This is a genomic window from Microbulbifer thermotolerans (genome assembly GCF_001617625.1).
In the GTDB taxonomy this organism is placed as follows: domain Bacteria; phylum Pseudomonadota; class Gammaproteobacteria; order Pseudomonadales; family Cellvibrionaceae; genus Microbulbifer; species Microbulbifer thermotolerans.
Map to the genome: position 1 here is coordinate 1789988 of NZ_CP014864.1, position 21868 is coordinate 1811855.

The 21868-nt window shown below is 55.5% G+C and carries 16 protein-coding genes and 1 pseudogene; 7 read left to right on the forward strand and 10 right to left on the reverse strand.

Features of this window, described 5'->3' with window-relative positions; translation table 11 throughout:
• Positions 1-48 precede the first annotated feature (48 nt).
• The 3 genes from A3224_RS07560 to hrpB form a co-directional block, all read right to left on the reverse strand.
• Complete coding sequence (locus A3224_RS07560; protein ID WP_067153095.1) at positions 49-1563, reverse strand: family 16 glycosylhydrolase; 1515 nt, start codon at positions 1561-1563, stop codon at positions 49-51.
• Between the two features lie 604 nt (positions 1564-2167).
• Entirely contained in the window at positions 2168-3172 is a 1005-nt protein-coding gene (locus tag A3224_RS07565; RefSeq protein WP_067153098.1) for an endo alpha-1,4 polygalactosaminidase, read from the reverse strand.
• A gap of 63 nt (positions 3173-3235) precedes the next feature.
• Positions 3236-5734, reverse strand: a complete 2499-nt coding sequence (gene hrpB, locus A3224_RS07570; RefSeq protein WP_231902496.1) for an ATP-dependent helicase HrpB — start codon at positions 5732-5734, stop codon at positions 3236-3238.
• Positions 5735-5886: 152 nt separating this feature from the next.
• On the opposite strand from hrpB, the gene A3224_RS07575 reads away from it, so the two are divergent.
• Positions 5887-6333 (forward strand): MarR family winged helix-turn-helix transcriptional regulator, encoded by a 447-nt coding sequence (locus tag A3224_RS07575; protein WP_067157661.1) that lies wholly within the window; start codon positions 5887-5889, stop codon positions 6331-6333.
• A gap of 18 nt (positions 6334-6351) precedes the next feature.
• Positions 6352-7098 carry a siderophore-interacting protein gene (locus A3224_RS07580; RefSeq protein WP_067153102.1) on the forward strand — a complete coding sequence of 249 codons (747 nt, stop codon included), beginning with the start codon at positions 6352-6354 and terminating at the stop codon, positions 7096-7098.
• A 244-nt stretch (positions 7099-7342) separates the two neighbouring features.
• Here A3224_RS07580 and A3224_RS07585 read toward each other — a convergent pair whose 3' ends face one another.
• Complete coding sequence (locus A3224_RS07585; RefSeq protein ID WP_067153105.1) at positions 7343-9478, reverse strand: prolyl oligopeptidase family serine peptidase; 2136 nt, start codon at positions 9476-9478, stop codon at positions 7343-7345.
• A 355-nt stretch (positions 9479-9833) separates the two neighbouring features.
• On the opposite strand from A3224_RS07585, the gene A3224_RS07590 reads away from it, so the two are divergent.
• The 5 genes from A3224_RS07590 to A3224_RS07610 all read left to right on the forward strand — a co-directional run bounded on the left by A3224_RS07590 (position 9834) and on the right by A3224_RS07610 (position 14633).
• Entirely contained in the window at positions 9834-10187 is a 354-nt protein-coding gene (locus tag A3224_RS07590) for a DUF3302 domain-containing protein (RefSeq protein ID WP_067153107.1), read from the forward strand.
• Positions 10188-10197: 10 nt separating this feature from the next.
• A complete protein-coding gene (locus A3224_RS07595; RefSeq protein WP_067153109.1) occupies positions 10198-11352 on the forward strand; it encodes an HlyD family secretion protein in 1155 nt (384 codons plus the stop codon).
• Between the two features lie 26 nt (positions 11353-11378).
• Complete coding sequence (locus A3224_RS07600) at positions 11379-12776, forward strand: efflux transporter outer membrane subunit (RefSeq protein ID WP_231902497.1); 1398 nt, start codon at positions 11379-11381, stop codon at positions 12774-12776.
• A 35-nt stretch (positions 12777-12811) separates the two neighbouring features.
• Positions 12812-13222 (forward strand): ion channel, encoded by a 411-nt coding sequence (locus A3224_RS07605; protein WP_231902498.1) that lies wholly within the window; start codon positions 12812-12814, stop codon positions 13220-13222.
• Positions 13223-13427: 205 nt separating this feature from the next.
• Positions 13428-14633, forward strand: coding sequence for an IS256 family transposase (locus tag A3224_RS07610; RefSeq protein WP_067153116.1), 1206 nt, complete (start codon positions 13428-13430; stop codon positions 14631-14633).
• A 53-nt stretch (positions 14634-14686) separates the two neighbouring features.
• Here A3224_RS07610 and A3224_RS07615 read toward each other — a convergent pair whose 3' ends face one another.
• The 6 genes and pseudogenes from A3224_RS07615 to A3224_RS07640 form a co-directional block, all read right to left on the reverse strand.
• The gene (locus A3224_RS07615; protein WP_067153118.1) at positions 14687-15106 is read right to left on the reverse strand and encodes a GNAT family N-acetyltransferase; all 420 of its coding nucleotides are present in this window, start codon (positions 15104-15106) and stop codon (positions 14687-14689) included.
• Positions 15107-15211: 105 nt separating this feature from the next.
• Positions 15212-15598, reverse strand: coding sequence for a VOC family protein (locus A3224_RS07620; protein WP_067153120.1), 387 nt, complete (start codon positions 15596-15598; stop codon positions 15212-15214).
• 93 nt (positions 15599-15691) lie between these two features.
• Positions 15692-15874: pseudogene (locus A3224_RS17635) on the reverse strand (hypothetical protein); the annotation flags it as partial.
• 289 nt (positions 15875-16163) lie between these two features.
• The gene (locus A3224_RS07625; RefSeq protein ID WP_067153122.1) at positions 16164-16523 is read right to left on the reverse strand and encodes a hypothetical protein; all 360 of its coding nucleotides are present in this window, start codon (positions 16521-16523) and stop codon (positions 16164-16166) included.
• A gap of 341 nt (positions 16524-16864) precedes the next feature.
• Positions 16865-17938: a 3-deoxy-7-phosphoheptulonate synthase gene (locus A3224_RS07630; RefSeq protein WP_067153124.1), complete on the reverse strand. Its 1074-nt coding sequence runs from the start codon at positions 17936-17938 to the stop codon at positions 16865-16867.
• A 495-nt stretch (positions 17939-18433) separates the two neighbouring features.
• Positions 18434-21865 carry a UvrD-helicase domain-containing protein gene (locus tag A3224_RS07640; protein WP_067153129.1) on the reverse strand — a complete coding sequence of 1144 codons (3432 nt, stop codon included), beginning with the start codon at positions 21863-21865 and terminating at the stop codon, positions 18434-18436.
• Positions 21866-21868 lie beyond the last annotated feature (3 nt).

Sequence of the window (21868 nt, forward strand, 5' to 3'; positions counted from 1 at the left end):
GGGCGAACCATTTGGTTCGCCCTTTTTTGTTGGCTTCTAAGGTCGATGTTACTGGTAGACCCGAACGTAATCCACATACATCCGCTGAGGGAAAACACTCGTTCCATCCGGACTGCCCGGCCAGTTACCGCCCACGGCAACGTTCAATAGGATATAGAAGGGGTGGTCAAAGACCCAGTTGCCATACTGTTCCACCTGAGCGCGGGAGACACTGTAGAAGTTGTTGCCGTCTACAAACCAGTGGATAGAGTCGCTGTCCCACTCCACGGCGTATACGTGGTAGTCGGTATCGACACTGGCGCTGTGGTAGTAAGTGCCGGCGAATGGTGTGTTGCCGTAATAGCCGGGTCCGTGCAGTGCGCCGTGAGACAGGGTGGGTTCATAGCCGACATGTTCCATAATGTCGATTTCCCCGGAATTGGGCCAGCCAGTGCTGTAGATGTCACTGCCGAGCATCCAGAAGGCCGGCCAGATGCCCTGAGTTTGGGGCAGTTTGATGCGCGCTTCGATCCGACCGTATTGGAAGTCCTTCTTACCGGCTGTAATCATGCGCGATGAGGTGTACTCGCAAGCACCGTACCAGCAGCTGTTGCCGCCTTCGCGGCGGGCCTCTATAACCAGCACATTGCTGCCCGCCTGGGGATCATACTCGATGAAGGCATTCTGTCCGTTGGTGTAGTACTGCAGTTCGTTGTTGCCCCAGCCACCGCCGCCGGTTTCGAACGACCAGTTGTTCATGTCAATAGTGTCGAATTCATCGCTCCAAACCAAGCCATTGCTCTGTGTCGGGCTGACGACGATGGAGGACACATTATCGTTAAAGCCTTCGTCCGTCAGGCAGCTGTTATCGCCGGTGACGGTGACGGAAGCGCCGGTGAAGTTATCGTGCTCATAGAGGGTTACCTGGTAACCGGGAGAGACCTTGATGGAAGAGGCGGCGTCGTTGACGAATCCTAGTGCCTGAAGGGCGCTCAGATTGTACGAACCCACATCCAGGCTGGCAGACCAGCCATTATAGTCACAATGCTCGTGGACAGTGGCGACGCCGCCCTGACTGTTTTCCGGGACCACCTCTATCCAGTTCAGATTCCAATTGCCGGTCACGGCGTAGACGCCGAGGGAGTAGGTACCGGCGTCGATATGCACGGTGTGGGAAATGGTCTGCCAGTTCTGCCAGCCGCCGGTATTGGGCACTGTCAGACTGCCGAGCACGATGGAGCCGCCATTCAGATCATTGGAAAGGGTTCCGCCGACTTCGCTGGCGACGCGGAAGCGCACTGTGTACTTGCCGCTGGTCGGAATATTCAAGTTGTAGTATGCGAGCCACTCACCGGCGTCAATCCAGCCGACGTTGTATCCGCCACCTGTATCCGTGGTTACCTCAATATCCACGTCTTCATTGCGGTAGGCCCCGCCGCTGTTGCCGGGGGTGGTGTCGTAGGCGTTGTCATAATCCTCCGCCTGAAACACTGTGGTTTGAGCGTTGGCAATGGAAGCACCGGCTAGTAGGCCGGCGCCCATAATCAATAGCTGGGTTTTTTTCAAGACTCTGAAACTAGTCATAGTTGTCAGCCTATGTTGATTTTTTTATGGACCGCACCGTCTGCATAATGCATGAGTGGTCCACTTGTTGGACATATTAATTGGTGCTTTTGCAGCGTCACGCTGCGCGCGGAATTATTGGGTTTTGTTGGGGCGGTAGCGACCCACAAAGTACAAAAATCGCAAAGTGGCACATGAGTGAACTTGGTTTTGTGCGGAAATTTTTCTATTGGAAATAAAATCTATTTTTATTGGTTTAAACTCGCGCCATTTCGGGATGATGGCTGAAAGGCTTTGGAATCATTTACAGGAGGGGTGTGCTTGATTTGGGCGGGCCGGAAAATGGCATAATCACGTTAAACACCGCGGGTAATTTACTGTCGTATTAACTCCTGTAGTTGACGTTAATGGATTTCCCAGCTCATCCATTGCGTTTTTTGTGTGTTTAATCGTCGTGCCGAATAAAGAGAGGTGCACCGGGAGACGTTGGGGTTTGCCGTCGGCAGGAGTTAGTTAGAAATTTTTTGAATTTAGAGTGGGTCATTTCCGGACTTTGACTTCTGTCACGAAAAATGCACGCTGTGCATAGATTTCGTTTCTGGCCAACCGGAAATGACATTTCTCGTTACTGGTCAGATTCCTTTTTTTCTTCGAGGTGCTCGTAAACCTCAATGCCTTCCAGGAATACGCCGTCAAATCCCGCGTCCAATATCTTGTCCAGATAATCAGAGGTTTCTCCGAACAACAGATCGCGCCAAGCCTCTTGCCAGTAATTAACATAATAGTGACCTCTGTCACTGAGGTCTTCCTCTTTTAGCCAGGATGGGGGGCTCGAATACCAGTGACTTTCCCAGTAGAAACGGTCATTCTCCGCCTGGCCGATATTCATGGTGGTCAACAGCAGGCGACTACCGCCGTCGCTCTTGACTTTTAATGATTCAATCTGGTCTTCGGTGTAGGCGGCGCCGTTAAAGAAGAAATCGATGATGATCAAGTCATAATTGGTATCGTTGATTGCGTCCACCAGTTCCTGAGGTGTGGAGTAAAGCCGTGTATTTGTCAGGCTTAAGAAGTTTCTGGCTTCCAGCAGTTGCTCGATATCGTTGCGGTTTTCTTCATTGGGTTCCGGGGGGTAGATCGGGATATCGTCCAGTGTCCGGCTGTCGGTAACAAAAGCGTTGTAACCGGCTCCCTCGGCCAATTCGTATGCGTCATCGATATTGACCTCACTTAGTGCGAAGTCGGTAACCAGTATACTGACATCGTCGTCCTGTGCGATATCGAGGAAATCGAGCAGACGTTCCTGTTCAGCTTCCGGCGTCGGTTGGTCGATAATGGAATATCCGTAAAAAACGCCATTCTGATTGATGCCATCAATGGCATTCAGATACGCGTTGTCGGGAGTGCCATTTGTTTTGCCATTGGTGGTGATCAGTTCGACGCCACCGTTGGGAATGATGATAAAGCTAGAGTCCACACTCTTCGCGTAGCGGCTGATATCCTGCACCAAATCCCGCATTTCTTGCCGGTAATCGGTATGCCCCTGTTCGGGTACGAAACGCGGAACATCATCGAAATCGCAACCCGAAAGAGCCAGGGGGAATAGAAAAGTGAATACAATCCGTTTCATCAATTATCTCCAAAGGTATTGAACCCCTGCCTCGGCACTGGACTTCGATGCGGTGTCAGGGGTTCACGAAATCTTCATTCTTTTTTTGGTTGTGGATGTGGCGGGCGCCGTCAGTGGGTCCTCCGGCCAGAAATGCTTTTGGTACTTAATGCGCAGTTCTTTACGCACCTCATTGTAAGTATTGACCCAGAAACTGGCCAGGTCCCGCGTCACTTGCACCGGTCGGCCGGCGGGGGAGAGCAGGTGGATCATCAGTGGATAGCAGCCATTCAATATCGCGGGTGTTTGTTTCTGGCCAAACATCTCCTGTAACCGCACTGCCAGAACGGGAACTTCTTCGCCGTAGTCGATGTGGATTCGGGAGCCGCTGGGGACTTTAAAGAGGTCCGGCGCAAGCTCATCGATTTTTTGCTGGCTCGGCCAGTCGAGCTGGCTGAGCAGAATAGTGTGCAGATTCAGTTGCTTGAGATGGTCCAGTTTGCTGGCGCCTTGCAGGTGTGGCAGTAGCCACTCCTCCAGTGAATGTAAAAGCGCAGCGTCGCTCCAATCTGGTAGTGGCAGATCCGAGAGCATTTGCGGAAATTGGTCCGCGTTGCGGCGCAGGAATTCCACTCTGGCGCGCAGGGCACTTGCCTGCTTGCTCCAGGGCAGTAGGTGCAGCCCTTTCTGACGCACTGCGTCGAGCAGGGCGCGGCTCAGTTGTTCCGCAGAAGGGGTGGGGGCCGGTTGTTCGTCCAGTATCAGACATCCAAGCTGGGTGCGAAGGCTGGCAACGGCGCGCCCGGCCTCGTCGTCCCAGCGTACAGACTCGCTTTGTACAATCAGGTCGGTGAAGTGTTCCCGCAGTGCGCTTTCCGAAATGCGCGCGGCCAGGTGGATACGTGCATCGCGCCCCTGGCCATCCAACTCTGCGATTACCAGGTAGTCTGCCAGCGCCAGCGCATCGTCGTGGGAAAAGCGTGCGCCGCGGCCAGCGGAAAGGCGGAAGCGTCGCTCCCGGTCGCGGCGATTTTGTGCAATGCGATCCGGGTAGGCGAGACCGAGGAGAATGCCGATGCGGTCTTCATCGTCTATGTGTACGGCGCACTGCTGTGGACTTTTCTCCAGTTGTTTCTGCCAGATCTTTGCTTGTTTGCGGATCCGCTGCACGGCAGCGCGGTCTGCGCCGTGATGTTTGCTTTTGCCGGTCAGCACGTCGATGCGCTTACCGATATCTCTGTCCCAGCGCGCCTCACCGCGGAAAATATCCCGCTCCGACAGCAGAGCAGCCAGTAGACAGGCTTCTTCTGTTAGTCCGAGGTCCTGGCTGCGGATCATCATATGGGCCAGGCGCGGATGGGTGCCAAAGGCCAGCATGGCACTGCCGTGAGGGGTTATGCGTATCTCTTCATCCAACGCGCCCAGCTGTTGCAGCAGCGACCGGGCCTGTGCCACCGGTCCCGGCGGTGGCGGGTCCAGCCAGCGGAGCTCGTTCACATCGCGCACGCCCCACTTGGCCAACTCCAGTACCAGGGGCGCCAGGTCGCTGAGCAGTATTTCCGGTGTATTTTTTGGCGCCAGCTGACGGTGGTGGGCTTCGCTCCAAAGGCGCAGGCAGTGCCCTTCGCTCAGGCGGCCCGCGCGCCCGCAGCGCTGGGCGGCGGACGCGCGGGAAATGGCGGTGGTTACCAGTCGGTTCATCCCGGTGTTGGGATCAAAGCGGGATTCCCGCATTAACCCCGAGTCCACCACCATGCGGATACCCTCGATGGTCAGGCTCGTCTCGGCCACATTGGTGGCGAGCACCACTTTGCGCCGGCCGGGCGGGGTGGGGGCAATCGCTGCGTCCTGCTGCTCCCGGTTAAGATCACCGTACAGCGGGGCTATGGTGATTTCAGGCCGGTCTCCCAGCTGCTCCTTGAGTAGCGTATCCAGTTGTTTGATTTCGCCAATGCCGGGTAGGAAGGCGAGTAGGCTGCCATCTTGTTCATCCATCCACTGAGCGATTTTGCGCGCCATCAGCGGCGGCAGCTGCTTTGTATCGTCCGGTATCTGCTCCTGTGGCAAATAGTGCAGGTGCACCGGATAGCTGCGGCCCTCGCTGGTTATCACTGGTGCCTGGCCGAGCAGCTCGGCGACCGCTTCTGTCTCCAGGGTGGCGGACATTACCAGGAGCTTCAGGTCCTCGCGCAGGTATTCCTGTGACTGCAGGCAGAGTGCCAGAGCCAAGTCTGCTTGCAGGCTTCGCTCGTGAAATTCGTCGAAGATCACCAGGGCCGTCTGTGCCAGTTCCGGGTCCGATTGCAGCAGCCGTGTCAGTATGCCCTCGGTGACAACCAAGATACGAGTTTTGTCGCTCGCTTTGCGCTCGGCCCGGATCTGATAGCCCACGGTTTGCCCAACGGATTCCCCTAGTAATTCCGCCATTCTCGTGGCCGCACTGCGCGCCGCCAGCCGCCGCGGTTCAAGCATGATGATGTTCCTGTCGCCGAGCCAGTCGCATTGCAGTAATGCCAAGGGCACTGCGGTGGTCTTGCCCGCACCGGGTGGGGCCTGGAGGACAAGGTTATTGTTGTGGCTCATTGCCGCCATTAGCTGGGGCAGTACGGAGTTAATTGGTAATTCTGACATGGCGGCGATTATAGGGGATTGACATATGCCGCGGATACAGTGGTTGACAATGTCAACTAGTTGGCGGTATGGTTGACATTGTCAACATATTTGTCGGAGGCGAAATGTCATCTCCATCCATTAGTGAAGCGCTGCTCAGGTTGATGCACGCGTACAAGTCTCGTATGCGCCGGGCACTACAGGACGAGCAGTTGGGGGTGCCCATTACTCATATCCGGGCTCTCAAGGGTATATGCAGACATCCGGATTGCACCGCCCAGTCAGTGGCGCAATGGATGCAACGGGACAAGGCGCAAATCACCCGGGTACTCAATGACCTGCTGGGCGAGGGCTTGATTGAAAAGCGGGACAACCCTGCGGACCGCCGCAGCCAGCTGTTACTTCCCACTCCAAAAGGAGAGGCACTCATGGGGCAGCTGCAGAACATAGAGCGGCAAACCGCTGCCGCCATGACAAAGAATCTCGATCGGGAAGAGGTGGCGCAATTTGTCCGCCTCGCCGCTGCCATGGCCAAAAACCTCGGCGGCGATCCAGAGTCCCCACAGCGCTGAACCGGAGGAAAGCACGCTATGGCCAAACCTATGATGAGAGAATTGCAGGTGCTGCGCAGCGCCTATGTCACCCCCCATATGTTACGCCTTACTTTGGGCGGAGAGGAAATGGCTGGCTTTCCACCGGATCAGGAAAGTGCCTATGTCAAACTGCTGTTTCCCCAGCCTGGACAGGCCCGCCCGTTGATGCGCACCTATACCATCCGTCAGCAGCGCGAGGGGGAAATTGATATCGACTTCGTGATGCATGAGCATACGGGCCCGGCGTCATCCTGGGCTAGGCGTGCACGGCCGGGTGATCGGATAACGATTGGCGGCCCCGGCGCCAGAAAGCTGATTAATCCGGAGGCGGATTGGTTCCTGCTTGCCGGCGATATGACCGCGCTGCCGGCGATCAGCGTGAACCTGGAAAGTTTGCCGGCATCGGCCCGCGGGTATGCAGTTATCTCAGTACTTGATGAGGCGGATATACAGCCGTTACACCACCCGGCTGGTGTGGATATTCAGTGGGTGATTGATCATCAAGAGGGGGAGAATGATTTCACCATCTTGGCGCAAATCGAGAAGCTCGATTGGCTGCAAGGTCAGGCTTCGGTATGGGCTGCCTGTGAGTTCAGCGAAATGCAGCAGTTGCGCCGCTATTTTCGCCAGCGTGGTGTACCAAACAGCCACCGCTATATTTCCAGCTATTGGAAAAAGGGACTCAGCGAGGATCAACACAAACTGGTGAAGCGGGAGGATGCGGAGGGAGACTCCGGCTTATGACGGATTGTGGGCCTATCAGCTGGGCACGGCTCAGAGACTTCCGATGAAATTTGAATGAGCGCTGTAGTTGATAGCGAAGCGCTCAGGTAACGGAGTCGGCATGTCACAAACGCACGAGTTCATTCTTGTAGTTCCGCCGGATACTTCCCTGTATCCGGCGGTTTCGAAATGTCCACTCCATCGCCTGAGTTGGCATCTGGCCTAAAATCATCTTTACCGCTATGAAGTGGTTTACTCACAGGTTTTAATGCCCGGCACTCAGTGCTTCGCTCTGATCATTCCGCTCCAATGCTTTCCAGAGGTGGGTGTACATCAGTGCAACCCGGTGCGCCAGCTGCTCGTTGGTCGCGCTTCCCTTGTGGCCGCCTTCGAGATTCTCGAAGTATTCCACATGCTGGCCCATTGCCTTCATGCGGGCAGCCATTTTACGCGCGTGGCCCGGGTGCACCCGGTCGTCGCGAGTGGAGGTGAAGAAGAATATCGACGGGTATTCGACCCCGGGCTTCAGGTTTTGATAGGGGGAATATTCCTTGATGAACTTCCAGTCGTCGGTGTCCGGATTGCCGTATTCCCCCATCCAGGAGGCACCGGCCAAAAGCTTGTGGTAGCGCTTCATGTCCAGCAGGGGAACACCGCAAATGACCGCGTTGAAAAGGTCCGGACGTCGAACCATGCTCGCTCCCACAAGCAGCCCGCCGTTGCTGCGGCCTTCGATGCTCAAGCGCTGTGGGCGGGTAATACGGCGCGCGATTAAATCTTCCGCCACCGCTTCGAAGTCCTCATAGGATTTGATCCGATTCTCGCGCAGAGCCGCTGCATGCCAGCTGGGCCCGTACTCGCCGCCGCCGCGGATATTGGCCAGCACGAAGACACCGCCGCGCTCCAGCCAGAGTTTGCCGTAGGCGCCGTTTAGTGGCTCGTAGGAACCGGAGTAGGAAGGCAACAGGGCATTGCGGAAGCCGCCGTAAGAGAAGATGTGGGTGGGATTGTCACTGTCCAGTTCAATGTCCTTTGCCATTACCGCGAAGTAGGGTACCCGGGTGCCGTCAGCAGACTTGGCAAAGTACTGCTCAATTTTAAACTTGCTTCCGTCGAAGGTTGGCGACTGCACCATTATACGGTCGAGTTTGTCGCTGTCGGCACGGTAGTGATAGAGGCTCGGTGGCGTGACAAAGTTTTCCCAGGTCAGGTAGGCGTTACCGCTTTCATCATTGTAGGTGGCGATAACCAACTTGCCGTTGTCGGGGAAAGTGACAGGAATCTTTTTAAAGCCTTTGTCGTCACGGCGATAAAAGTAGGCGCGGCCTTTGACGTCGTCCAGCATGGTCACCAGTACACCGGCTTCAGAAACTGCCACGGATTCCACTACTTCGTGCTCGTTTGGGGTGACCAGCGCGGAAACTCGGGGGGAACCCTCGATCAGTGCATCCAGGGATACCAGTACCAGACTACCTAGTGGCCATTGCTTGCCGCCCACTTTCCAGTCCTCGTTCAGCATCACCACCAGAGAATCGCCCAGGGCACCCTTGATGACTGCTGTTTGTGGTAGGGCCAGTGGTAGGGTTTTGTTATCGCGGTAGGCAAAGGTGCGGGAATGCCAAAAATCCAGTCCCTCGTTGAGAATAATGGTGCGCTGATCGCCGCTGCCGACTGCGTCGGGAGAAAGCCATGCGGACAATTTCGGCACTTCCAGGAGCACTTCCGCTTTCGCCAGAGGCTCGCCCCGGCGCCAAATCTTGGCCTTGCGGGCATAGCCGGAGTCGGTCGCCGCATCCTCGCCCCGGGCGCTGGCGATCAGCAGGTGGTCTGCATCGATCCACACCGCGGACTGCTTGGCCATCGGCGAGAAGAAACCGTCTTTCACGAATTTTTTGTCTCGGGCGTTAAATTCGCGCAATTCCACTGCGTCGCCACCGCCTTCAGAAAGTGCCACCAGACAGCGGGTCTGGGCCTTATCTTGGCAGTCCATGCCCTTAAACACCCATTTTTTGTCTTCCGTGCGGGATAGGGCGTCGATATCAAGCACCGTTTCCCACTGGTCGTTGCCGCGATCGAACTTGTCTGCCTGGATGCGGCGGTACAGTCCGCGCGGGTTTTTTTCGCTGTGATGGTTTTCGTACAGCCAATCTCCTTTCTGGGTGATCTCCGGCAGGCGGTCTTTTGAGCTCAAAGCCGCCAGTGCGTCGGCATAGAGGGATTTGTACAAGTCACTTTCCGCCAAAGTGGATTGGGTTTCGGCGTTCTGCTCTTTCACCCACTCGATGGCGCGATCGCCGTCGACGTTCTCTAGCCACAAATAGGGGTCTTTCTCAGCCCAAACCGCGGGCGTGGCCGCAACGGCCAATGCCGCAATCGCCAGCTGTTGAAACTTTGTACTCATTATGAATTAACCTTTGGGAACTGATTGCTGCGAAATTGAGATCGCACATGATCAACCGGAACAGAATATTGTCGCCAAAAGCCGCTGTAAAGATTGCCTATCCCCGGCTGAGATACTGCGTTGGTTTATTGAGACGAAGATGATGCGGGCCTTTTGTATTTGGATGTCCAGGTAACGAGTGGTGCGCCACCTGCCGCGGAGCGCCTTTACAGTAGGCTGACCGCTGAACTAAACCTTAGGCTGCTGCAAGGTGTGACATGGCTGAGCTGCGCGGTGCCTATGTAGTTTGGTACGACCGTATTAGTCTTGGCGCCTGTCATTATCTGCCTGGAGGCCACAGATAACGGAGAACGCGATGGGGTTTAAACTCGACCACTGGGACTATCTGACCTTCCTGGTCATCATTGCCGCGGGGATATCTATCCTTTTGATTCTGCTTTGGATTGCGGGATTACCGGGCAAAATTGCTTTGTCGCGGAGGCATCCCGACGCAGAGGCGGTAAAGATTATGGGGTATGCGGGATTTCTTGCCGTGGTGCCCTGGATCAACGCGTTTATCTGGGCCTTTAAACCGACCGATACCGTTGATATCCGGCGCTTCCCGGAAGAGGAGGCGCGGGCAATGGAGAAAGAGATTGGTCGCCTGCAAGGGGAATCCCGCTCACCAGACAAGGACGGGCGAGATTCGGATAGCGATAACAGCGGCTGAGGAGGATCCCGTGCTCCTGGGATTTGTCATCCTGTTTGCCTACATCATTGTGGTGTGGCTGACCTTTTTCAAATTCAAATGGATGAAGTTCAACATTACCTGGGGCATAGTTTCCGTATCAGTTGGACTGCACCTTTTGATTATTTTTTTGATTGGCCTGCGTTTTATCACACCTTACTCCACTAATGCGCGGATTATTCAACACACCATTCAACTGACACCGCGCCTTACCGAGCCCACTTTAGTCACGGACGTACTGGTAGAGCCCAATGTCCCGGTTAAAAAGGGGCAACCGTTGTTTCAGTTTGATCGCAGGCCATACGAGTACAAGGTGCGGGAGCTAGAGGCGGAACTCGCCAAAGCGAAGCAAAATGTGCATGTCCTGGAGGCGGATATCGAGGTCGCCAGGCAAAAGGTCATTCAGCTGCAAAGCGAACTGGTGTATGCCCGCTATGAGCAGAAGCTTTCACAAAATCTGGCCAGTCGCGGTGCAGGTCCGGAAGAGGATGTGCAAAAGTGGGCGGCGCGAGTAGCAGCCAATGAAGCGGCTATCCGCGAGGCGCAGGCGGAACTCAAGCGAGCGGAGCTTAATTATCAATCGCAAATTGATGGTGTGAACACTACGGTGGCCGCTATTCAGGCCAAGCTGGATCTTGCCCGTTACTATCTTGACAACACCCTGATGGTGGCGCCAGAGGATGGGTATATCATCAATTTACAAGTGCGCCCTGGAATGGTGGCAGGGGCTTTGCGTATTGGTGCCATCGCCACATTTATATGCGACTCTGACCGCTATTTGCTGGCTAATTATTTTTTGGAGAACCTAAAGCATGTGAAGGAAGGGCAAGAGGCGGAGGTGGCCTTGGACCTCTACCCCGGCCAAATATTTACCGGCAGGGTAGAGGCCATTTGGCGCGGAAGTGGCCACGGACAAATGTTGCCTAGCGGCAAATTGCCAGATTTTTTCTTCAGGCCCACCGAGTTACCCCAGGGCCAGTTTGTAGTCGCCATCCGTCTCGACGAGGAAGACCAGTCCAAGTTTCCCATCGGCACACAGGGGCGTGCGGCTATTTACACTGATACTTCCAGTGGCTTCGTAGTGTTGCGCAAGATTGGAATCCGCGCATACTCCTGGGCCAACTGGCTCTACCCCTTTGCCGGATAATGCGCATATCACGAGCAGCTCTCACCTTGGTTCTGGCACTCGCCGGATGCGCGCTGCGGCCGCCGCCATCACAGCCGGAAATCCTCGCAAGCGCGCTCCCGGCGGAAACGGTTATTCCCCATGAATGGATTGCAGACCGTTACCCTGGGGCGGTGACGAACGACTGGCTGAGCGCTTTCAATGATCCGGTACTGGACGCCATTCTGGCGGAGGCGCTCGCCAACAATCTGGATCTGCTCCAGGCGGCGGATAAGGTGGAAGTTGCGCGGCAGATGGTGACAGTGGTTGGCGCCAAGCTGTTGCCGCAGATCGGAGGCAAGATTGCCGGCAAGCGCACGCATGATTTCGGCGACGAAGATTATATAAAGCATACGCACAGCCACACAGTTGCAGCACTTAATATTGCTTGGGAAATGGATGTGTGGGGACGGTTGCGCAGCCAGCGCGCCGCGGCGGAAGCTGAATACGATGCCGGTGTTTTTGAATACGCCTACGCGCAGCAGTCCCTGGCGGCGACGGTGGCTTTGAACTGGTATTTGACCACAGAGACTTACCAGCTACTCCAGTTGGCTGAACGTGCGGTGGAAATCTATGCTGGCCTGTTGCAGCTGGCCGAAATCCGAAGAGATAGTGGCAAGAGCACCGATCTGGATGTGGTAGATGCTCGGGCGCGAATGGAAACCGCCATGAGTGAATTGCAGTCCGCACGTATCGATTTTGATCGCGCGCGACGGACTCTGGAAGTGCTCCTCGGCAGGTACCCGGCGGCAGAAATACAGGCAGCACCGCACTATCCGCCGTTGCCGCCTCCGGTCGCGGCCGGTTTGCCGGCCACCCTGTTGGAGCGGCGCCCGGATATTCTCGCCGCCGAATACCGGGTGCTTGCGGCTTTTCGCAAGCGAGAAGCCGTGCGGCTCGCTCTGCTGCCGGATTTTTCTCTTTCGCTGACCGCGGAACGTTTGGGTGATCACCTGTTGGAGGTTCTGCATCTCAGTCCGTACCGCGCGTCGGTGGAGATGGGCGCGACTGTTCCTATTTATGAAGGCGGCGCCCTCTGTGCCTATCTCAATATCGCCACTGCGGAACAGGCACAGGCGGTGGCCCACTACGGCAGCGTGGTGCTCAATGCATTCCGTGAAGTGGAAAATGCAATCGCCAGTGAAGCTTTGTTGGCACGCCAACTCGAATATGCTCAGCGGGCATTGGCAGATCGCACCAGGGCGGTGGAGATTGCCAGAGTGCAGTATCGCGCTGGGCGGAGAGATCTACTTTGGGTAGAGGAGTTGCAGGCGGGACAAATCGCCGCGGAAGCGAAAGTGATTCAGTTGCGCAATGCTCGGATTGCCAACCGCATCCGCCTGCACCTCGCCCTAGGTGGTAGTTTTGGCGGAGGACTGGCCGCGCCAGGGGGGCTCAGCAAATGAAGGCGCGGGCAGAGCGGCGTCATTGGCGTAGGACTTTGGCCGCAGCCCTACTACTGGCTGCCTGCATCTTCCTGTTTCACACAGCTGTATTACTGGAAGTGGCTCGCAATCTGGCGTGGTTGCACCGCTGGTTGACGGGTAATTACGGCGCCGCAAATGCCGGCAGGATTTTGGTTTGTATCTGCTTCTTTATCCTCTTTTTGACCCACATTATCGAAGCTGTATTTTGGGGGAGTTTTCTGTGGCGCAAAAAAATGGTGGTCTGCTTGAGTGATGGAATTTATTTCGCAGCAAGCTCGATTACCGCATTGGGCTATGGAGATTTGGTTTTGCGGCATCCCTGGAGAGTGCTTGGGCCCTTGGTCGCCATCAATGGCTTATTAATGTTTGGATGTTCCACGGCTTTTCTGTTTCTGGTGTTGCAGAGGGTATGGGAACAATTCTAGAGGGCTGTAGTTAAACTGCTTCTAACGGCAAAGATACTTGAAAGGCAGGTAGGAGTCTCACAGGTGATGGGATGGTATATCGAATTGTTGGATTGCAGGGCGCCAGTATGACTTGGTTTCAAGTAATAAGTGCAACTTTTTATGCAGCGGGTAGTGTTCAGAATTCTGTGTCATTTCTTTACCATTAACAAAAAAGAGATGACCTATGACCAAACCTACCTTCGATATGGATGCCGCCATCAAGGCACTGCGTGAGGGCAAAGACCTCAGTGGCAAAGACGGTATCCTGACCCCACTGATCAAACAGCTTACCGAAGCGGCCATGCGGGCGGAGCTGGAGGAGCACCTCGCAAGCGAGGACAAGCCCAACCGCAAGAATGGCCATACATCTAAGACCATGAAGAGCTCCGCTGGCAGCTTTGAACTGGATACGCCGCGGGACCGTGCCGGCACCTTCGAACCGCAGATCGTCAAAAAGCATCAGACGCAGCTTACCGACGAACTGGAGCGCAAAGTGATTGCCCTGTTTGCCCTCGGTAACAGCTACCAGGACATCCGCACACACATTGCCGAAATCTACGGTATGGAACTCTCCAACGGCACCATTAACGCCGTTACAGACAAGCTGCTGCCCGAGCTTCAGGCTTGGCGTGAGCGCGACCTGGAGCCTATCTACCCTATCATCTGGCTCGACGCTATCCACTATAAAATCAAGGAAAACGGCCGCTATATCAGCAAGGCTATTTACACCATCCTCGGCCTGAACATCGAAGGCAAGAAAGAGCTGCTGGGACTCTACTTGTCCGACCAGGAAGGCGCACACCATTGGCTGAGCGTTCTGACCGACTTATACAACCGCGGGGTCAAAGATATCCTGATCGCCTGTGTGGATGGCCTCCAGGGCTTCCCCGAAGCCATCGAGAGTATCTACCCCAAGACTGAGATCCAACACTGCGTGATCCACCAGATCCGCAATTCGATGAAGTACGTGGCTTCGAAGAACCAGAAGGCCTTTATGGCGGATCTCAAATGTGTCTACAAGGCGGCAACACTCAATGCTGCCGAGAGCGCACTGGACGAGCTGGAAGCCAAGTGGGGCGACAAATACCCGATGGTGATCAAGTCCTGGCGCAGCAAGTGGCCCACACTATCGGCCTACTTCAAATATCCGGAATACGTACGCAAGCCAATTTACACCACAAACGCCGTTGAAGCCGTGCACCGGCAGTTTCGAAAACTGACCAAAACCAAGGGTGGCTTCGCCAATGAGAACAGCTTACTCAAGCTGCTGTACGCCGGTATACTGAAAGCCTCCGAGCGCTGGACGCACCCAATCCAGAACTGGAACCTGACGCTGTCACAGCTGGCGATCCACTTCCCAGAGCGCTTGGAGAAATACATCAGTCTGTGACTATTTGGCTGACACAGAATTTTGAACACCCTCGCCTGAACTTCTTCAGCTGATTATCGTTGTCCGATGCGGTGGCTGCGTTCGAGGATCCAGCAGCGCTCATTGCGTTGAAATCCAATTTTTTCATAGTATGCGTTTGCTGCTGGAGCGGCAACAAGGATAAGTTTGCACTTTGGGCCCAATTGCTTTTGCGTGATTGACAGCAGTTGCTTCCCGATACCTTTTTTCTGATGGCACTTGCTTACAGCAAGGTCGGATAAGTAGCATGCGTAGCTGAAATCCGTAACGCTTCTCGCTATGCCAATTAGTGTTCCCGAGTTCCATGCGGTGACGGAAAGATTGCTGTTTTTTAGCATTCCTTCTATGCAGTTTTTGTCGTCGATTGGTCTCCGTTCAGAGAGGGTTGACCTCTTTAGCAGGTCGATAAACTGCTCTGGGCTAAGGTCAGCATTTATTTTGTATTCGATGTTCATTTTTTCGGTTAAGAGGGTGAAGAGTTTTCAGATAAAAGAGATTAAGTTGGGATTTTTAAAGTGATAATAATTTTATGCATTAGATGCTGTAATTTGTAACCAGAGTTATTGTTTTAGCTCGACCAGAACAAATTCATTGCCGTACAAATCTAAAAAATGCGCATATTCCGCATTTGATTCTACTTTGGGTTTGCTATTGAAGATAACCCCGCGCTCGCTAAGTTCTCTGTAGTCCTCTTGAAGGTTATCCGTATATAGCACTGCACAGGGCTGGCCTGCAGTCTGTTGACCAACTTGGGATTTTTGATGTTCAGAAGAGGCTTTTAGTAGCCAGATTCCAACATCGGGTTGCCCCGGCAGGCGAAGGTGTACAAACCTGTGAGGTTCTGAGTTTATATCAACGAAAACTTCGAATCCCAGCTTATCCCTGTAGAATTCAATGGCTTCGTCATAGTCCTTTACCAGAATTACCAATCTTCCAATTGATTTCATTTTGTTTTCCCGTTTCCGATTCCCTGGTTTTCGCTTGCAGTATTAGTCGGGCTATGGCTAGTTGTTCTTTGATTACTTGACTGTCTTTAATCACTACGGCGCGGGAGGTGTCAACATGGGCCTGTATTTCACCTTTTGAATCCTCGGGAGTTTGACAAAGGACCCGCAGACTTGACATGGCTGTAGTTTACTCCATAGACAGGCGATTTGGGGGCCTAGCTTAGAGTAAGTATGCTCGGGAGGGACGGTCCATACAATATTTGCCACAGCAATATTGACGGACCTTTCGCCCCTATCAAATGCGTCTTTGGGCGGGTGTAAGAGATAGGGGCCTTGTTAATCTCTACCAGTGTGACAGTGGTGGGGCCTTGTGCCGCCGTACCCTACACCTCTCCTTTGGGTTGTGTCCAGAAAGAGCCGCTCGGCATTCACATTGGAGCGGCATTCGGGTCATCGTTGTGAATTTTTCCTTCAATAACCACTGCGCGGTAGGTGATACCGTGGAATGTAGCGTAGGGAAGGGAATCCATCGGCGAATTGGGCCAGATAGCCCGCTGAAACAGAATCAGCGCTTCCCATAGCTCCGGTACAGTGCGCTGTTACAGGTTTCGCAGATATGGGTCCGCTTGGTGTCTTGGGCGTTCCAGACTCCCCAGTTGCGGATTCGCTTTCCACCACAGTGAATACACTGAATACCGCGCTTTGTATTGGCGTCGGGGTTCTGTGACTTATAGTCTGCCAAGGTGGGCAGCTTGCGCCATCGCAGCCAACGGATCACCGTGGGGCCGGAAATCATCAGGAAAACAGCAATCCACCCTATGATGCCCGCAAGGGGGTGAACACGATGTGCAAGCCATGCTGCCGGGATCAGAGCGGCGAATGTTCCGAGGAGCAGAGTGATTATCAAAGTGAACATGGTATACATCTGGATTTCCTCATATCAATTGATGCATGGGTATACGTTGGGTGGATAATTTTCCGACGGGGATTTGCTGTTGGGTGCATAAAGCTGCGGCGGATCCCGGTGTGTTACGGGCGGTTGGCCGCTAAATTCCGAACTGCATTTCACCTGTAAACGCAGGTAACTACTTGTTTTTCATGCGTTTTCCACTGGAAAGTGCGATTTTTACCACACTGGCGTCGTGACGCAAAATTCAACGTGATGAGGCGGGGTGGTGCAGGGGTAGGGGGAGGGATTTCCGTGTGGTGGCGGTAGGCCCGGCACCGGAATGCCGGACCTCACGGCCACTTGACCCGAATCCATTTTTAAGAGTTGCGGGCCTTCAGGGGTTCCTTTAACTGTTCAGCCATCTTCAATAGAAGGGTCTCGGTAGTTTCCCAGTCGATACACTTGTCGGTTACCGATACGCCGTATTCCAGCTGGCTCAGATCTTCTGGGATTTTTTGGTTGCCGGCTTTGAGATTGCTTTCCACCATGATTCCGATAATGGATTGGTTGCCATCCAGAATCTGGTGGATCACGTTTTCAACAACCAGTGGCTGTAGCTCGTGATTTTTGTTGGAGTTGGCATGGCTGCAGTCGATCATGATGTTCGGACACAGGCCTGCTTTGCGCAACTCCTGCTCGCACACGGCGACGCTGACGGAGTCGTAATTGGGCTTGTTGTTACCACCGCGCAGCACTACGTGGCCGTATTTATTGCCGGTGGTGTGAATGATGGCAACCTGCCCCTGTTTGTTGATACCCAGGAAGCGGTGCGGGTTGGCAGTGGACTGGAGGGCGTTGATGGCCACGTCCAAACTGCCGTCGGTGCCGTTTTTGAAGCCCACGGCGGAGGAGAGACCACTGGCCATTTCGCGGTGGGTTTGGGATTCTGTGGTGCGCGCACCGATCGCGGACCAGGAGATCAGGTCTTGCAGATACTGGGGTGAGATGGGGTCCAGAGCCTCGGTGGCGGTGGGCAACCCCAGCTCGGCGATATCCAGCAACAGTTTGCGGCCGATATGCAGGCCGTCCTGAATCTTGAAGGTGTCGTTTAGGAAAGGATCGTTGATCAGGCCTTTCCAGCCGACGGTGGTACGCGGCTTTTCAAAATAGACGCGCATAACAATCAGCAGCGTGTCGGATACCTGGTCCGCCACTTTTTTCAGTCGCTTGGCATAGTCGATGGCTGCGTCCACATCGTGAACGGAGCAGGGGCCGATTACTACCATTAGACGGTGGTCTTTGCGGTCGAGAATATCGCGCACGGCGGCCCGGCCGGCGGCCACTGTGGCTTCGGAGGCATCAGTTACCGGCAACTCGGCCTTGAGCTCCTCGGGGCTGATCAGGATTTCCTGGGAGACGACGTTCAGGTCGTCGAACTGCTGTGTGGTCATGGGGCTCGCTATCAGTCTGGTCCTTTCCAATACTCTGGCTGGCGCGCAGAGGGAGCGCCTATGCTACTTGCTGGGTTGGGGGAGGGCGAGGGTTTCATTTGAAACCAAATGCCGGTTTTCAAGCGCGCACATTATTGCAAACAAGCTCCTATCTTTTGGCGACATGGAGGGATCGGATTGTTGTCTTCTGTGTTGGGGCTCATTGCCAGTGTTCATCGAAACCAATTACCTGACCGGGAAGTTTTTTAAGGAACCTCTGATTAATTCGCTTCCTGACGGTAAAAATTCTTTGGAGCTAGATGAGAAGCTCAGGTGATAGGATGGCTATTTCGAAACCGTCGGATACAGGGATGTATCCGTCGGAGCTACAAGGAAGTACTCGTGCGTTTTCGAAATGGTCATCCTATTGCCTTAGCGCCACGAAACTAACCAAAGCGTTCACGCGAATTAATCAGAGGTTCCTTAAGTGCTGGGAGTGAACGTATCCGAGCTTTCCTAGTTGAGTTCAGCCAGTTTCTTTAACAGGGGAAAGTAGAGTGCGCAGCGGATATTGCGCTCTCCTCTGGCGTAAAAGAGTTTGCGGTAATTTTCCAGTTGGCCGCGATATTGCTCCAATTGCAAGTGGACAAATTCGTTTTCGTTTTCGCCAGCGCCCGGCTCTGCAGTTTTGTAATCCACAATCCAGCGCACATTGTTTTCGTCGATAAAGGTGCGGTCGACAATGGCGCGGCGCAGTTGGCGGCCGCCGCTGTGAAGTTCGAGTTCACAGGCGGAGGATTTGTGATTGCGGTCGAGTAGCCAGCGTCCGGTTTCGCAGTTCAGGGTGTTCACGACAGCCTGCTCGACTTTTTCTCTGGCTTTTTCCAGGTTGCCGCCGTAGAGCCCCAGTTGTCCCAGGCGCAGTTGCCAAAGGGGGCGCTGGTTTTGAATGCGCTCCGAATTCCATTCGTTCAGGTCAGATTCGGCAATAGCGGCCAGTGTCTGGTGGGCCACTGTGCCAGCGTGCCGCAGCCAGCGCAGAGCCACCTGGCCCATTTCGGGGTAGTTCGGCGCTTCGCTTTCCCGAGGCTGATAGTCCGGCATGCGGTAGCGGGCCAGCCAGTTTTGTTCGGGCAGCTCCGGGGTCTTCCAGTCGCGGGGCAGGCGCAGTAGGTAGTCGAGCTCGCCGGCGCCTTTTGCTTGTGCTTCAGCCGCAGCCTCAGCTTCCAGCCAGTGGCACCAGTTGTTCGCTTGATCGCGTTCGATCGATGGCCAGATCCCGGCGAGCAGGGCGGCGGGGCCGGGAGCCTTTAGTTCGCCTTTTTTTTCGTCGCGTTTCAGGCAGGCGAGGAGGTGCAGGGAGCGGATAGCGCGGGTGCAGCCGACGTAGAGGAGGCGCGTGCCTTCCAGGCGCTCGCGCTCTCTGTTGTCATGCTTGAGATAGTCGAACAGCGGGTCGGATTCGCCGCGGGCACTTTTCGGAGCCAGCAGAAAGCGGGGATCGCCCTCCCGGTTCAACCATTCGGCCCAGCGCAGCAGCTGGTCGCCACCGGGTTTGCCGCCCTGGTCCAGGCCGGGAATCAGAACGTGTTCGAATTCCAGCCCCTTGGATTTGTGAATTGTCATCACTTGTACTCCGGCATCCTGGCCGGGGCGGGCGAAGAGTTTTTCCAGAGCATTGTAGAACGCTTGCCAGTCGCCGATGGTGCCGCCGCTGTCGTGTCGCTCCAGCAACTGAAAAAAGTCTTGTGCGTTGTCGAGCTCGCTTTTGTCCGCGACAGCGGCGGGTCCGCCGAGTGCCAGCCAAAGGCCCTCGATCCAGAGGCGCAGGGGTTTGCGCCCGCGCTCTTCCCAGGCATCGAGAATTGGTGCGGCAGTGCGGCGCAGGCGCGCGCGCCCATCTTCGCTGAGCGGTTGGATCGTATCGATTTCCCTCAGTGCCATCAGCAAAGGCCGCGCGGCGGTGTCGGTTGCGGGTGTCTCGCCATTGCCCCAGTTGGCCAAATGGTTAAGATCCGCCAGTTGCAGACCGCACCAGGGAGCGCGCAGCACGGCCAACCAGCTGATGCGATCGCTGGGGTCGAGCAGGGCGCGGGTCAGGCTGAGCAGGTCCAGTACCACCATTTTGCTCGCCAGCGGCGCCAGGTCCGGCGCCTGGTAGGGAATACCGGCGGCGGCGAGTGCGGGCAGTATGCGCCCCAGGTGTTTTTTCTTGCGTACCAGTATGGCGATGCGGGCTTCCGGATCATTTGCCTGCAGCGTTTTCACAAGCTCGACCGCTTGTCGGGCCTCCCGGATGCGTTCATCGTCGTCGATACAGCCGTAGAAATTCACCGCCGGCCCCGGCCAATGGGTCTTTTTGAAGGCATGGGAGTGCAGGTAGCGCACTGCGCCGCGGCCGATATTGTCTTCGGCCGGGAAGGCGTGCTGGAAGGTTTCGTTCACCCATTCCACCACCGCGCTCTCGGAGCGGAAATTGACTTGAAGGTCCAGTGGTGTGAGCGGTACTTGGCCGATGCCGTGTGCGCGGGCTTCGAGAAAAATGCCCACGTTGGCATTGCGGAACCCATAACAGGACTGCATGCCGTCGCCGACGATAAACAGGGTACGTCCGTCGCCCGGCTCCCAGCCGGTGGTGAGCTTTTCCAGCAGCTGCAGCTGTAGTTGCGAAGTGTCCTGGAATTCGTCGACAAGGATATGCCGGGTCTGCAAGTCCATTTTCAGTGCCAGGTCGGTGGGCTCTTCGCTGCTGCCCAGTGCCACCAGTGCGGCCTGGGCCACTTCGGTATAGTCGGTGGCGCCGAGCTGTTGAAAGACGAGCTTTAATTCCGCCACTAGTTTCGGCAGCACCTGCGCGAGTGATTGCAGCAGTTGCCACTGGTTTTGCTGAAGCCCCGTCGGCAGGGCGCGGACCTCATCGAAGGCCTCCGTCAGGGCCGAGTTTTCACAGATTTCCTGGGACAGTGCATAGAGGCGGCTTTTGTAGCAATTGGCACCCGGGACTTCTTTTTCCGCCGGAAATCCGTGGCGTTTATCCACCCGCTTGCGCGGTGTGTTTTTGTCGGTGACCAGCATATTGATCAGAGCCAGCCAACGGGGCAGGGCGCTGGCATCGGCGCCGGGAAGTTCGTCGATGCCCGCGCAGGCGGCAAGCGGATGGCCGCTGTCGTTTTCGCGCAGGTAGGCGCCGGCAAAATCCGCCAACTCCAGCAGCTCACCCCGATAGAGAACGAGACGCTCTGCCAGCTGGGTAAGGCGCTCCGCCACCAGTTCATCGATCACGAAATGGAAATAGTCCTGTGCGCCCGCCTGGCTGACGCTGAGCAGCGGACCCAGCCATTGCTCGCGCTTTTCCAGTAGTGTCTGCAGCAGCTTGTTGAGTTGTCCGAGGTCGTTGTCCAGATGCAGTAATAGGTCCTGCAGGTGGGGATCGGGTGTGTCTCCCTGCAGGTGTTTGAGCAGGTTGACCACGGCCATTTCGAAGGCAATCTGGGTTTGCTCCAGTGGCTCTCCCGGCGCGCCCAGGCCGCTTTCGATCGGCAGCTGGCTGGCGAGGCTGCGGCAGAGGCCGTCGATGGTTTGAATGCGCAGTCGCTGCGGCATTTGCAGCAGTTGCCAGTTCAGTTCCGCGTCGCGGGCCAGCAGTTTTTTGGCCAGTTCCCAGGTAGTAGCGTCGTGGGGATTTTGTGGCTGTGTTGTGTCGCGGGCCATGTGCAGCGCTTCGATCAGGCGCTGGTGCATTTCTCCGGCGGCCTTGCGGGTAAATGTGATCGCCAGCACTTCCTCCGGTTGCTGGCAGGTGGCGAGCAGTTTTAACACCCGCTGAGTGAGCAGGCCGGTTTTCCCCGAGCCGGCGGGAGCGGATACGGCAAAACTCTGGGTGATGTCCAGGGCGCGGTCGCGGACTTCGGCGTCGATGGGCCGGGATGTGGTGAGCACTTCATTCATATG

Coding starts and splice junctions, on each gene's coding strand:
- A3224_RS07580 (WP_067153102.1), top strand. CDS start 6,352: ATGGCCAAACCTATGATGAGAGAATTGCAGGTGCTGCGCAGCGCCTAT.
- A3224_RS07640 (WP_067153129.1), bottom strand. CDS start 21,865: ATGAATGAAGTGCTCACCACATCCCGGCCCATCGACGCCGAAGTCCGC.
- A3224_RS07625 (WP_067153122.1), bottom strand. CDS start 16,523: ATGTATACCATGTTCACTTTGATAATCACTCTGCTCCTCGGAACATTC.
- A3224_RS07585 (WP_067153105.1), bottom strand. CDS start 9,478: ATGAGTACAAAGTTTCAACAGCTGGCGATTGCGGCATTGGCCGTTGCG.
- A3224_RS07565 (WP_067153098.1), bottom strand. CDS start 3,172: ATGAAACGGATTGTATTCACTTTTCTATTCCCCCTGGCTCTTTCGGGT.
- A3224_RS07615 (WP_067153118.1), bottom strand. CDS start 15,106: ATGAACATCGAATACAAAATAAATGCTGACCTTAGCCCAGAGCAGTTT.
- A3224_RS07590 (WP_067153107.1), top strand. CDS start 9,834: ATGGGGTTTAAACTCGACCACTGGGACTATCTGACCTTCCTGGTCATC.
- hrpB (WP_231902496.1), bottom strand. CDS start 5,734: ATGAGCCACAACAATAACCTTGTCCTCCAGGCCCCACCCGGTGCGGGC.
- A3224_RS07620 (WP_067153120.1), bottom strand. CDS start 15,598: ATGAAATCAATTGGAAGATTGGTAATTCTGGTAAAGGACTATGACGAA.
- A3224_RS07575 (WP_067157661.1), top strand. CDS start 5,887: ATGTCATCTCCATCCATTAGTGAAGCGCTGCTCAGGTTGATGCACGCG.
- A3224_RS07610 (WP_067153116.1), top strand. CDS start 13,428: ATGACCAAACCTACCTTCGATATGGATGCCGCCATCAAGGCACTGCGT.
- A3224_RS07560 (WP_067153095.1), bottom strand. CDS start 1,563: ATGACTAGTTTCAGAGTCTTGAAAAAAACCCAGCTATTGATTATGGGC.
- A3224_RS07630 (WP_067153124.1), bottom strand. CDS start 17,938: ATGACCACACAGCAGTTCGACGACCTGAACGTCGTCTCCCAGGAAATC.